At 71.3% G+C, this 11,924-nt stretch carries 11 protein-coding genes and 2 pseudogenes; 6 read left to right on the top strand and 7 right to left on the bottom strand.

Going from position 1 to position 11,924, the window contains the following annotated elements; all coding sequences use genetic code 11:
• A pseudogene (locus KN815_RS37245) lies at positions 1-542 on the bottom strand (ATP-dependent helicase); the annotation flags it as partial.
• Positions 543-684: 142 nt separating this feature from the next.
• Between KN815_RS37245 and KN815_RS37240 the strand changes: the two are divergent.
• Entirely contained in the window at positions 685-867 is a 183-nt protein-coding gene (locus tag KN815_RS37240) for a tail-anchor membrane protein (protein ID WP_014057263.1), read from the top strand.
• A 334-nt stretch (positions 868-1,201) separates the two neighbouring features.
• On the opposite strand, the gene KN815_RS37235 is transcribed toward KN815_RS37240, so the two are convergent.
• The 3 genes from KN815_RS37235 to KN815_RS37225 all read right to left on the bottom strand — a co-directional run bounded on the left by KN815_RS37235 (position 1,202) and on the right by KN815_RS37225 (position 3,459).
• Entirely contained in the window at positions 1,202-1,999 is a 798-nt protein-coding gene (locus KN815_RS37235) for a hypothetical protein (RefSeq protein WP_093467488.1), read from the bottom strand.
• Between the two features lie 102 nt (positions 2,000-2,101).
• A complete protein-coding gene (locus tag KN815_RS37230) occupies positions 2,102-2,638 on the bottom strand; it encodes a PadR family transcriptional regulator (protein ID WP_216346265.1) in 537 nt (178 codons plus the stop codon).
• 200 nt (positions 2,639-2,838) lie between these two features.
• On the bottom strand, positions 2,839-3,459 hold the full coding sequence (locus tag KN815_RS37225) for a class I SAM-dependent methyltransferase (RefSeq protein WP_216346264.1): 621 nt from the start codon (positions 3,457-3,459) through the stop codon (positions 2,839-2,841).
• Positions 3,460-3,702: 243 nt separating this feature from the next.
• Between KN815_RS37225 and KN815_RS37220 the strand changes: the two genes are divergently transcribed.
• Complete coding sequence (locus KN815_RS37220; RefSeq protein WP_216346263.1) at positions 3,703-4,221, top strand: roadblock/LC7 domain-containing protein; 519 nt, start codon at positions 3,703-3,705, stop codon at positions 4,219-4,221.
• Positions 4,190-5,250: pseudogene (locus KN815_RS37215) on the top strand (zinc-binding dehydrogenase). The gene KN815_RS37220 and the pseudogene KN815_RS37215 overlap by 32 nt, the downstream one beginning before the upstream one ends.
• Before the next feature lie 53 nt (positions 5,251-5,303).
• On the opposite strand, the gene KN815_RS37210 reads toward KN815_RS37215, so the two are convergent.
• Positions 5,304-5,732 carry a PPOX class F420-dependent oxidoreductase gene (locus tag KN815_RS37210; protein WP_216346262.1) on the bottom strand — a complete coding sequence of 143 codons (429 nt, stop codon included), beginning with the start codon at positions 5,730-5,732 and terminating at the stop codon, positions 5,304-5,306.
• 119 nt (positions 5,733-5,851) lie between these two features.
• On the opposite strand from KN815_RS37210, the gene KN815_RS37205 reads away from it, so the two are divergent.
• Positions 5,852-6,256 carry a roadblock/LC7 domain-containing protein gene (locus KN815_RS37205; protein ID WP_014057270.1) on the top strand — a complete coding sequence of 135 codons (405 nt, stop codon included), beginning with the start codon at positions 5,852-5,854 and terminating at the stop codon, positions 6,254-6,256.
• A 99-nt stretch (positions 6,257-6,355) separates the two neighbouring features.
• Positions 6,356-7,318 carry a DUF6397 family protein gene (locus KN815_RS37200; RefSeq protein WP_216346261.1) on the top strand — a complete coding sequence of 321 codons (963 nt, stop codon included), beginning with the start codon at positions 6,356-6,358 and terminating at the stop codon, positions 7,316-7,318.
• A gap of 29 nt (positions 7,319-7,347) precedes the next feature.
• Here KN815_RS37200 and KN815_RS37195 read toward each other — a convergent pair whose 3' ends face one another.
• Positions 7,348-8,250 carry an acyl-CoA thioesterase gene (locus tag KN815_RS37195; protein ID WP_216346260.1) on the bottom strand — a complete coding sequence of 301 codons (903 nt, stop codon included), beginning with the start codon at positions 8,248-8,250 and terminating at the stop codon, positions 7,348-7,350.
• Between the two features lie 61 nt (positions 8,251-8,311).
• Positions 8,312-10,840, bottom strand: coding sequence for a DEAD/DEAH box helicase (locus KN815_RS37190; RefSeq protein WP_216346259.1), 2,529 nt, complete (start codon positions 10,838-10,840; stop codon positions 8,312-8,314).
• A 136-nt stretch (positions 10,841-10,976) separates the two neighbouring features.
• Between KN815_RS37190 and KN815_RS37185 the strand changes: the two genes are divergently transcribed.
• Positions 10,977-11,768, top strand: a complete 792-nt coding sequence (locus KN815_RS37185) for a metal-dependent hydrolase (RefSeq protein ID WP_216346258.1) — start codon at positions 10,977-10,979, stop codon at positions 11,766-11,768.
• Positions 11,769-11,924 lie beyond the last annotated feature (156 nt).

Here is an 11,924-nt window from a genome sequence, read left to right as displayed (position 1 = left end):
GGCAGCGGCGTCGCGTGCGCGCCGGGCGGCATGGCGGCGGCCAGTTCACGCACCCGTGTCAGGTCGTCGGGGGTGAGCGGGCCGACGCGCCAGGCGTCGTGGTCGGTGGCGGTGAGCCCGGGCAGCAGCTTTCCGCGGGCCGCGAGTTGGAGGGCGAGTACGGCGGCGGCGCCCCAGAAGGCCGTGGCGGGGTCGCACTGGCCAGGACCGGCCTGCGCGGCCCGCGCCCGGGCGCGGGTGAGCACCGGCAGCGCCTCGCCCAGGGGCAGCACGAGCGCCCGTACGGTCCGTGTCCGGACGTCGGGGCCGGTGGGCGCGGGGCCGGTGGGCGCGGGGCCGGTGGAGCCGTCGTCGGCGCCGTCCGCCGGGACGGCGACCGTCAGCTCCTCGGCGGAGCCGGTGGCGGGACCGGAAGGGGGCGAGCCGTCCGGCCGCCAGAAGGCGATCCGGCCGGTGCGTGCCGGATCACCGGGAAGGAAGACCGCGGTGCAGCGGGAGAGTTCGGCGACCTCGGAGGGTGTTGCCGCGGAGGGTGGGGTCACAGCGCTGAGCGTTCCTCAAATTTGACTAGTGGAGCCCGGGCCGCCTGAGGGTACAGGATGACGGCGCCAGGAGGAACCGGGTGCCGTCGGCGTCCGTTGTGTGGAGTGAGTGCGGCTATGGGCCGTGAAGGAGGCGGGCGAAATGTCCACACGCGCGAAGGTCGCCACCGGTGGTGTGGTGGCAGGTGTGATCCTGCTCTGGGTGTTGCCCTTCTGGGCGGCGCTGCTGGTGATCGTGGGGGTGCCGGCGGCGGCCTATCTGCTGCTCGACTCCTCCCAGCGCCGCAGGCTGCACAGGGTCTCCCGTAAGCAGCTCGGCCGCTGAAGCGGCCGGCCGCCGAGCGCGGCCGCGGAAGGCGGCCGGCCGGGCTCGGGGCCACGGGCGGCGCGCAGCCGGGAGTGACCGTGCAGTACCGATCGCGGACCGCCCGCGACCCCGTTCGGGGCCCGGCCGGCTGGGGAGCTATGTCCCGGCTGAGGCCCGGGGCCTGGACGCGGTGGGCGGTGGGCGGTGGCGACCGTACGGGCGGCGGGCCATGCGCTCGGCGTCCTTGACCGGCCGGGACGGAGGAGGGTGCTCAGGCCCTCAGCGGGGAGGGCGCTCAGGCCCTCAGCGGGGTTGCCCGGCCGGCCGCTCAGGTCTCAGCGAGGTGGTGCTCTCAGTGGGGTCGCATCGCCAGCTTGTCCAGGGCCGTCAGCAGCTCCGGCAGCTCGGGGCCACGGCCGACCGGCAGCACCTCGCCCGGAGCGTCGTCCAGCAGCACGAAGGCGATGTCGTCGGTCCGGGCCACCATGCTCCAGCCCGGCCCGTCGGCCCGGAGCGTCCGCGCGTCACCGGAGGCGAACGCCGAACGGATCCGGCCCGCCGGCGGGGGCGAGGCCAGATAGCCGCGCGCCTCCTCGAGCACCCGCCGCACGCCCCCGTGCGGCTTCTCGCCCGGGGCCACGAACGTCACATCGCTGTCGACCTGCTCACGCCAGATCGCCCACTGGAGCGCGATCTCATCGGCGCCGAGCCGCCGCTGGGCCGGGCCCCATCGCTCGGAGTCCGGCGGTGTCAGCGGCGCCCGGGAGGCGTCCGCCCCCAGCTCGGCGCCGGGAGCGGGGTCATGGGGAGCCGGTACGCCCGGAGCGGCCACGGCCACCGCGAGCGGCCAGCCGGGAAGGGAGGCGACCACCGTCCGGTCGTCGATGGCCAGGGCGTACTCCATACCGCAGTCCCAGGTGGCGATGGCGCACGCCACGAGTGACACATCGTCGGTGACCACAGTCCAGCGGGCGCCGCCGCCGTCCTGCCCCAGCACCAGTCCGTAGCCGGTCTCGTACGGCTCAAGCCCGAGCACGGCACATGCCTCGGGATAGTCGTCACCGAGCACGCTCGGGAATTGAGCGGGTGTCAGCAGCACCGCGGTCAGCACATACAGCGCCTCGTCGCCTGACTCCTCCGTGGCGGGCACGACAGCCTCCTCTTGCGCATGCGGATCCGAAGGGCGATCCGTCGTCGCGCACCTTAACCACCCAGTAGCCATGGAGTCGAGACATCGGGTCGCGGTCGGCCCTCAGTCGTCGGTCGCCGCGCGGAGCGTGTCGAGCGTGCGCCGCAGCCAGGACAGTTCGGCCTGGCTGGTGGCCCGGGCGATGGTGAGGATGCCGCGCCGGAAGGGGTCCTCCACCTCTTCGGCCCGCAGCGGGCGGTCGCCCTCGTAGAAAAAGCTCGACGGCCGCCGCAGAAAGGCCATCCGGCGCTCCAGCAGCTCCGCCTGTGCCAACGGGTCGTCGAGATGCCGCAGGAACGCCAGCAGGGTGAACCAGCGGTTCTCGTCGGTGATGTCGGTGTCCGCCGGATGTGCGAGTCGGCGGCGCAGCTCCGCATGTCCCTCGGCGGTCAGCGTGAGGACATGCCGGGGAGCGGCTCCCGCGCCCGGCTGGGTCCGGCGGGCCAGCAGTCCGGCCTTCTCCAGCCGCTTGATCGCCGGGTAGAGGGTGCTCTCGGCCACCGGTTTCACATGCCCGGTCAGCGCGGCGATGCGCTTGCGCAACTCGTAACCGTGCTGGGGGGCGTCGTGGAGGAAGCCCAGGATGGCGAGTTCGAGCATGGCCGCATTGTGCCGCATGGCCGCTGTACCTCGTAGACGTGATACATCGAGAACGATGTATTGCCGGTGCATTGTCGGGCGTCCGACGCGAACCACACCGACCCGGAGCGGGCCACAACGCGATGTTCGACATCGCCCCCGGCTTCGCGGCGGCGATCGCGGATCAGCCCTGACCGGTCGGGTCGGGCCCGTCTAGTCGGTTAGTCGGTTTCGCGGGCGGCAAGCGCCAGAAAGCGTGTGTCCTCGTCGACGTAGGACTCCAGGCGCCAGCCGGCGCCCGCCAGCAACGGTCGCAACTGGGGCTCCGCCCGCAGGTCGTCGGGGGTGAGCGGCCGGCCGTGGCGGGCGGCGAGAGCGGCCCGCCCCACCGGATGGAACAGCGCCAGCCGCCCGCCGGGGCGCACCACCCGGGCCAGTTCCCGCAAGCCCGGCCCGGGCTCGGCGAGATGGGAGATCAGCCCGGCGGCGAACACCGCGTCGAGGCAGCCGTCGCGCAGCGGCAGCCGCGCCACATCGGCGAGGGCGAGGGCCGCGAAGCCGTCCCGGCCCTCGCGCCGGGCGGCGTCCAGCATGGCGGGTGTGAGGTCCACGCCGAGGACGGTCCCCTCGGGACCGACCGCGGCGCGCAGCGCCGGCAGCGCGCGCCCCGTCCCGCATCCCGCGTCGAGGACCGCGTCCCCGGTCCGCGCCTCCAGGTCGGCCACGGCGTCGGCGTAGGCGGGGCCGTCGTCCGGGAAGCGGCTGTCCCAGTCGGCCGCCCGGGGGGTGAAGAAGTCCCTCACGGCAGCCGCGCTGTTTCCGTGGGAGGGCTCATGTGGCACGGGAACTCCTCGGGACACCTTGGATACGACGACGGTGAAGCGATGCGATGAGCAAGCAGCCTACGCCCGCATCGAGTGCAGATTCGGACGCTTACCGATCGCTCTGGCATCTGACTCTGTCAAATTTCAACAGGTTCCGTAATGCGCCCCCAAGGCGCACCCCTGACGGGTCTAGCGTCCCTGGCTCAGGGGGGACCTGGAGCGCCGCTCGGCGCGGCGCATCCCGACCGAGGGAGACCGCCCATGACCAAGCCCCGCAGTGCCGCCGCACGCTCCATGGCCGATCTCGACCGGATTCTGGACGATCTGGTGGCAGAGGCCGGCGGCGTACGCCATGCCGTGGTGCTCTCCCGGGACGGGGCGACCGTCAGCGCCTCCCGTGGGCTCTCCCGCCAGGAGGCCGAGCACCTGGCCGCCGTCGCCTCCGGATTCCACAGCGTCGCCGCGAGCGCGGGGCGCAGGGGGCGCGGCGGCCCGCCCCGGCGGACGATGATCGAGATGGCGGCCGGCCTCCTCGTCGTCGTGGCCCTGGCGGACGGCGCGTGCCTGGCCGTTCTGGGCACCGCGGGCGCCGAACCGGCCGTGGTCGCCCAGGAGACATCCCGGCTCGTGGACCTGGTGGACCGGCGGCGCGGGCCGTGGTCCCGCCGACGCTTCGGCCGGATCCGCCGGTGTACCCGGAACGACCCCCGGAGGACCATGCCGACGGCCACGGCGAAGGGATGCGGCGATGCGAGCGGTGACCTGGCAGGGCCGGCATGATGTGCGGGTCGAGACAGTGCCGGACCCCATCATCAAGGAGCCGACGGACGCGGTCGTCCGGATCACCACCACCGGGCTGTGCGGCTCCGACCTGCATCTCTACGAGGTGCTCACGCCCTCCATTGCTCGGGTCTGCCGACGCAGTGCGAGACCACCCAGGTCCCCGAGCACGGCATGGGCGCGGAGCTCTTCGGCTTCACCAGGCTCTACGGCGCGGTGGCCGGCGGCCAGGCGGAGTATCTGCGGGTGCCGCAGGCCCAGTACGGCCCGATCAAGGTGCCCGAAGGAGTCCAGGACGACCGCTACGTCTATCTCTCCGATGTGCTGCCCACGGCCTGGCAGGCCGTCGAGTACGCCGGGATTCCGCGTGGCGGCACGCTCGCGGTCCTGGGACTGGGCCCCATCGGGATCATGGCCTGCCGGGTGGCGAAGGTCCGGGGCATGGCCGACCGGGTCATCGCAGTGGACCTCGTCCCCGAACGGCTGCGCCGAGCGCGCGCCGACGGCGTCGAGGTCCATGACCTCAATGATTTCTCCCGTCAGGAGGACCTGGTCGAGGCCGTCCTCTCGACCACCGGCGGCCGCGGGCCGGACGCGGTCATCGACGCGGTGGGGGCGGAGGCCCACGGCAGCCCGCTCGGCCGGACCGCCCATCGGGTCGCGGGCTTCCTGCCGCGGGAGTGGGCCGCCAGGCTCACGGAGAAGACCGGGGTCGACCGGCTGGCGGCGTTGCGGCTCGCCATCGCGCTGGTGCGGCGCGGTGGAACGATCTCCCTCAGCGGGGTGTACGGAGGCATGGCCGATCCGCTGCCGCTGATGACCATGTTCGACAAGCAGATCCAGTTGCGGATGGGCCTGGCGAACGTGCGGCGCTGGGCCGACGACATCTTCCCGCTGCTGACGGACGACGACCCGCTGGGCGTCGACGGGTTCGCCACCCATCGCATGCCGTTGGAGGAGGCACCCCGCGCCTATGAGATGTTCCAGCACAAGGAGGACGGTGCGATAAAGATCCTCATGCGCCCGTAAACGTCGGATGGGCGGGGGTGCGTCATGAAGGGTTGGATTTCGGTCGAATCTCGCTAGTCGGTGACTCCGGCGAGCGCGAGCACCTTGTCGATGCGCACCCTGACCAGCAGCTCGCCCGGCACGCCGTTGCGGTCGCCGAACTCCTTCGCCCGGTCCTCACCCATATAACGGGCGGCGATCCGGGTCGCCCACTCGCGGACCTGCGGCAGATCGTCGATGAGTTCGGCCTGGCCCCGCAGGGTGACGAAGGCGAACGGCGGCCTGTCGTCGTCCACGCAGATGGCGACCCGGCCGTCCCGGGCCAAGTTGCGGCCCTTGACTGTCTCCTGACCTGTGTTGAAGAGAAGGTCGTCACCGTCCAGCAGGAACCACACGGGGGCGATATGCGCGCTTCCGTCGGCCCGTACGGTCGACAGCTTCGCGGTGCGGGTGCCCTCCATGAGGAACTTCTGCCACTGATCCTTGGTCATGTTCTGTGCCATGTCCCCATCCTGCGTCAATCAGCGCACAACCGTGGGGTGCCGGGCGGGGCGGGTTGCCCAGACGGCGGCAGTGAGAAAGGCTGGCACGCAGATGAAGGGGAATCGGGGAGGAATCGGATATGGCAGTGAACAAGGGGCTCGACTGGTTACTGGATGACCTGACCGAGCGGATCGCGGAGATACGGCATGCGCTGGTGCTGTCCAACGACGGGCTGGTGACGGGGGCGAGTTCCACACTGGTGCGCCAGGACGCCGAGCACCTGGCCGCGGTGGCCTCGGGACTGCACAGCCTCGCCAAGGGGTCCGGGCACCACTTCCGGACCGGCCGGGTGCGGCAGACGATGGTCGAATTCGACGAGGGCGTCCTCTTCGTCACGGCGGCGGGGGACGGCAGTTGTCTGTGTGTGCTCACCGGGCCGGACTCCGATGTGGGGCAGGTCGCCTACGAGATGGCGCTGCTGGTCAACCGGGTGGGGGAGCACCTGGGAGTCGAGGCCAGGCAGGAAACCGGCACACCCGGCTGAGGCCGCGCGGAAGTTATCCACAGGGCTGACCGACCCTCTTGCTTCGCGGCTATCGTCGTCACTGTCAGTGATTGAGGCAGTGCGGGGGAGGACGTCGCCATGGCAGTGCGGATGGATCAGGAGCTGCGGGAGAGCCAGGGGCCGTGGAGCCCGGAGTGGCTCGGGGAGCCGAGCGTACCGGGACAGGCGAGCGGGCCGGGAGACCCTGGCGGGCCGGCGGAGCCGGGTGGATCGGGCGAGAGCGTCGGGTTCGGCGCGGCGGCCCGGGCGCTGGGGCTCAAATCGCGAGAGTTCGAGCTGGCCGTGCAGTTGGGAGAGGTGCGCACCGTCAGCACCGGCCTGAGCCGGCGGGTGGCGTGCGAGGAGCTGAGGCGGGTGACCGCCGCCGAGGGTTTCCCGGAGGCGCTCATCGTCCGCCTGCGCGTGGTCGGCACGGCGGAGGGCGCGGAGCTGCTCGGCATCAGCCAGGGCCGGCTCACCCGTCTCGCGCGCGGGGGTTTCTTCGCCCCCGTCCGGTTCTATGTCAATCGCTATCGGGCCGTCGTATGGCTCTATCTGGCGTCGGAGCTGACCGAGTTCGCCATCAGGCAGCCGGAATTGCTGAGCGGCCGCACGCCGCCTGGGCTGAGCGCCGCATTGGCCGCCGGGGAGGACTGGCGGGCGGCGCAATGGCGCAGCCGCAGGATCGGCAGGCTGCTCGCCCAGACCGAGGACCCCTGGGAGCGGGCCGCGGTGCTGGCCTCGGTGCTGGGCTCCGTCGAATTGGCCACGGCCGTGGCCGATCCCTACGAGCGGGCACATCTGCGGGAGCTGCGCCCCGCACTCGTCCGGACGCGCCCCGAGGCCGGAGCGGTCCGGGACGTCATCGACGCGGTGGTCACGGCCGACGACCCACGGGAGATCCGGCGCTATCGGGCCGCCCTCACCTCCTCACTGGGCGACGCCCGCCGGGCCCGGCCCGCGCCGCGCCCGGACACCGGGGCGGAGCGACCGATCGAGGACCGCATCCCGGCTCCGGGCCGCCCGCGGAGCCTGTGGCAGAAGCTGGTCGGCAGGCGATGAGCCACGTGCGGCACATACTCCGGGGGCGCTCAGCCGCCGTCGGCGGCTCCTTCGGCCGCCCCTTCGGCAGGACGCAGCGGGCGGAACAACCCCTCCTGTACCACCGACACCAGCAGATGGCCCGCACGGTCGTAGATCCGGCCGCGCGCCAGTCCCCGGCCGCCCGTGGCCACGGGCGACTCCTGGTCATAGAGAAACCACTCATCGGTGCGGAACGGCCGGTGGAACCACATGGCGTGATCCAGCGAGGCCATGTCGAAGCCCCGTGGCCCCCATAGCGGCTCGACCGGCATCCGCACCGCGTCCAGCAGCATCATGTCGCTCGCATAGGTGAGCGCGCAGGTGTGCACCAGCGGGTCGTCCCCGAGCGGCCCCACCGCGCGCATCCATACGGCGCTGCGCGGCTCCACGCCCTTGAGTTCCTCGTCCGTCCAGCGCAGCCGCTCCACATAGCGGACGTCGAAGGGCTGCCGGCGCTCCATGCGGGCGAACGCCTCGGGGAGCGCTCCCAGATGCGAGCGGACCTCGTCGGCGAGGCTCGGCAGAGCTTCCGGCCCGGGCACCTCCGGCATCGGCAACTGCTGCTCGATACCCGGCTCAGGAGAATGAAAGGAGGCGGTCAGATTGAAGATCGTGCGACCCTGCTGGATGGCGACGACCCGGCGGGTGGTGAAGGAGCGCCCGTCCCGGATCCGCTCCACCTGGTACACGATGGGCACACCCGGCCGCCCCGGCCGCAGGAAGTACGCGTGCAGCGAGTGCACCGGACGCAGCCCGTCGGTGGTCCGCCCGGCGGCCACCAGCGCCTGGCCCGCCACCTGCCCGCCGAACACCCGCTGGAGCGACTCATCGGGGCTGAGCCCGCGGAAGATGTCCTGCTCGATCCGCTCCAGATCGAGCAGATCGACCAGGCGCTCGGCGGGATTGGTCATCGCTGGTGCTCCTTCACTGAGGGGGCCGGGCCGGTCCTCGGCGTGGACCGCGTCCAGGAGGCTACAGTTGGCCCACGTCGGTGACCCGGACCACCGCCCGGCCCTCCTCGTCGGAGGCGGCGAGATCGACCTCCGCCGAGATGCCCCAGTCGTGGTCGCCGTTCGGGTCGTCGAAAGTCTGCCGCACCCGCCACAGGCCGTGCTCGGGGTCCTCCTCGATCAGCAGCAGCTTCGGCCCGCGGGCCTGCGGCCCGGTGCCGAGCTCCTCGTACTCCTCCCAGTACCCGTCCATCGCCTCCGCCCAGGCATCCTCGTCCCAGCCGGAGTCGGTGTCCATCTCCCCGAGTTCGGCGACCTTGTCCAGGGCGGCCAGCTCCACCCGGCGGAACATCGCGTTGCGCACCAGCACACGGAAGGCGCGGGCGTTCGCGGTGACCGGCCTGACCTGGTCGGCGCGCTCCTGCGCCTCCTCCGCCGACTCGTCCTCCGGGTTGGCAAGCTGCTCCCACTCATCCAGAAGGCTGGAGTCGACCTGCCGCACCATCTCGCCGAGCCAGGCGACGATGTCCTGGAAATCATCGGACTTCAGATCGTCCGGCACGGTGTGGTCCAGCGCCTTGTAGGAGCTGGCCAGGTAGCGCAGCACAATGCCCTCGGTCCGCGCCAGGTCGTAGAACGAGGTGAACTCGGTGAAGGTCATCGCCCGTTCGTACATGTCGCGGATCACCGACTTGGGCGACAGCGGATGGTCTCCGACCCAGGGATGGCTCTTGCGGTAGAGCCCGTACGCGTGGAAGAGCAGCTCCTCCAGCGGCTTGGGGTAGGAGATGTCCTGGAGCCGCTCCATGCGCTCCTCGTACTCGACGCCGTCCGCCTTCATCGCGGCGACCGCCTCACCGCGCGCCTTGTTCTGCTGCGCCGCCAGGATCTGCCGGGGATCGTCCAGCGTCGACTCGACGACCGAGACCATGTCCAAGGCGTAGGAAGGCGATTCGGGGTCCAGCAGCTCGAACGCGGCCAGCGCGAAGGTGGACAGCGGCTGGTTGAGCGCGAAGTCCTGCTGAAGATCCACCGTCAGCCGGACGATCGGGGCGGCTCCCTCCGCACCGTCGGCGCCCTGTGGCTCCACCTGCTCGACCACCCCGCCGTCCAGCAGCGAGCGATAGATCGCGATCGCCCGGCGGATGTGCCGGAGCTGGTTCTTGCGCGGCTCGTGGTTGTCCTCCAGCAGGCGGCGCATCCCCTCGAAGGCGTTGCCGGGCCGGGCGATGACCGACAGCAGCATCGCGTGGGTGACCCGGAACCGGGAGGTGAGCGGCTCGGGTTCGGAGGCGATGAGCTTCTCGAAGGTGTTCTGGCCCCAGTTGACGAAGCCCTCCGGCGCCTTCTTGCGGACCACCTTGCGGCGCTTCTTCGGATCGTCCCCGGCCTTCGCGAGCGCCTTCTCGTTCTCGACGACATGCTCGGGCGCCTGGGCCACCACAAAGCCCGCGGTGTCGAAGCCGGCCCGGCCGGCCCGGCCCGCGATCTGGTGGAACTCCCGGGCCCGCAGCGTCCGCACCCGCTGACCGTCGTACTTGGTCAGCGCGGTGAACAGGACGGTGCGGATGGGCACATTGACGCCCACGCCGAGGGTGTCCGTACCGCAGATGACCTTGAGCAGCCCGGCCTGCGCCAGCTTCTCCACCAGCCGCCGGTACTTCGGCAGCATGCCCGCATGGTGCACGCCGATCCCGTGCCGGACATAACGGGACAGATTCCGGCCGAACTTGGTGGTGAACCGGAAATTGCCGATCAGCGAGGCGATCTCGTCCTTCTCGGCGCGCGAGCACATATTGATGCTCATCAGGGCCTGGGCCCGCTCGACCGCCGCCGCCTGGGTGAAGTGCACGATGTAGACCGGCGCCTGCTGGGTCTCCAGCAGCTCGGTCAGCGTCTCGGTCAGCGGCGTCGTCCGGTATTCATAGCTCAGCGGCACCGGCCGGGTCGCGGATCGCACGACCGCGGTGGGCCGCCCGGTGCGCCGGGTCAGATCGCCCTCGAACCGGCTCACATCACCGAGCGTCGCCGACATCAGGATGAACTGCGCCTGCGGCAGCTCCAGCAGCGGGATCTGCCACGCCCAGCCCCGGTCCGGCTCCGCATAGAAGTGGAACTCGTCCATCACCACCTGGCCGATATCGGCGTCCTTGCCGTCCCGCAGGGCGATGGACGCCAGTACCTCGGCCGTACAGCAGATGACCGGCGCGTCCGCGTTGACCGACGCGTCACCGGTCAGCATCCCGACGTTCTCGGTGCCGAAGAGCTTGCACAGTTCGAAGAACTTCTCCGATACCAGGGCCTTGATCGGCGCGGTGTAGAAGGTGACCTGGTCCCGGGCGAGCGCGGCGAAGTGGGCGCCGGCCGCCACCAGGCTCTTGCCCGATCCGGTGGGGGTGGACAGGATGACATTCGCCCCGGACACCACCTCGATCAGCGCTTCCTCCTGGGCGGGGTACAGCGAGATGCCCCGCTCCTCGACCCAGGTGGAGAACGCCTCGAAAAGTGCGTCGGGGTCGGCGTCGCTCGGAAGCTGATCGATAAGAGTCACGCACCTATACTGCCTGGTTTCCCCGCCGGGACGGGAACCGGCTGTGCGGACGAAGATCGCCCGCGGCTAGGCTGTGCCGGGCCGAAGCAGTCAACTCCCGCACGGAAGCGGGAAAGAACAGGGGCGGGGTACGACCATGATGGGACCGGCGCATTCGCTGTCCGGAGCGGCGGCCTGGCTGGGGGTGGGGGCGGCGGCCGCGGCGGCCGGCCACTCGATGCCCTGGCCGGTGCTGGTCGCCGGCGCGCTGATCTGCGCGGGAGCGGCGCTCGCCCCCGACCTCGACCACAAGGCGGCGACCATATCGCGCGCCTTCGGGCCCATCTCGCGGACACTGTGCGAGGTGATCGACAAGCTCTCGTACTCCGTCTACAAAGCGACCAGGAAGCCGGGCGACCCGCGCCGCTCGGGCGGCCACCGCACCCTCACCCACACCTGGGTATGGGCGGTGCTGATCGGCGCCGGAGCCTCGGCGCTCGCCATGGTCGGCGGGCGCTGGGCGGTGCTGGGCATCCTCTTCGTGCATATGGTGCTGGCCGTCGAGGGGCTGCTGTGGCGCGCGGCCCGGGTCTCCAGCGATGTCCTGGTGTGGCTGCTCGGCGCGGCCAGCGCCTGGATCCTGGCCGATGTGCTGCACCAGCCGGGCAACGGCTCGGACTGGCTGTTCAGCGCACCGGGCCAGGAGTACCTCTGGCTCGGCCTGCCGATCGTGCTCGGCGCCCTGGTCCACGACATCGGGGACGCGCTGACCGTCTCCGGCTGCCCGATCCTGTGGCCCATCCCGATCGGCCGCAAGCGCTGGTACGCGCTCGGCCCGCCGAAGGGGATGCGGTTCCGGGCCGGAAGCTGGGTCGAGTTGAAGGTGCTGATGCCGGTCTTCATGCTGCTCGGCGGCGTGGGAGGGCTGGCCGCCCTCGGCATCATCTGAATCCTGGACGGTACCGGGGTGGCCGCGCCGGGGCGCGGCCACCCTCGTCACTGATGCCAGGAGCGCCACAGCGCGGCGTAGGCTCCGTCCGCCGCGACGAGTTCGTCATGGCTGCCCAGCTCGGTGATCCGGCCGCTCTCGACCACGGCGATCACA

The sequence above is a fragment of the Streptomyces niphimycinicus genome, assembly GCF_018883605.1.
Taxonomy (GTDB): domain Bacteria; phylum Actinomycetota; class Actinomycetes; order Streptomycetales; family Streptomycetaceae; genus Streptomyces; species Streptomyces niphimycinicus.
This window is presented reverse-complemented; position numbering and strand designations above follow the sequence as displayed.

Coding starts and splice junctions, on each gene's coding strand:
- KN815_RS37220 (WP_216346263.1), top strand. CDS start 3,703: ATGACCAAGCCCCGCAGTGCCGCCGCACGCTCCATGGCCGATCTCGAC.
- KN815_RS37200 (WP_216346261.1), top strand. CDS start 6,356: ATGGCAGTGCGGATGGATCAGGAGCTGCGGGAGAGCCAGGGGCCGTGG.
- KN815_RS37240 (WP_014057263.1), top strand. CDS start 685: ATGTCCACACGCGCGAAGGTCGCCACCGGTGGTGTGGTGGCAGGTGTG.
- KN815_RS37205 (WP_014057270.1), top strand. CDS start 5,852: ATGGCAGTGAACAAGGGGCTCGACTGGTTACTGGATGACCTGACCGAG.
- KN815_RS37185 (WP_216346258.1), top strand. CDS start 10,977: ATGATGGGACCGGCGCATTCGCTGTCCGGAGCGGCGGCCTGGCTGGGG.
- KN815_RS37230 (WP_216346265.1), bottom strand. CDS start 2,638: ATGCTCGAACTCGCCATCCTGGGCTTCCTCCACGACGCCCCCCAGCAC.
- KN815_RS37210 (WP_216346262.1), bottom strand. CDS start 5,732: ATGGCACAGAACATGACCAAGGATCAGTGGCAGAAGTTCCTCATGGAG.
- KN815_RS37195 (WP_216346260.1), bottom strand. CDS start 8,250: ATGACCAATCCCGCCGAGCGCCTGGTCGATCTGCTCGATCTGGAGCGG.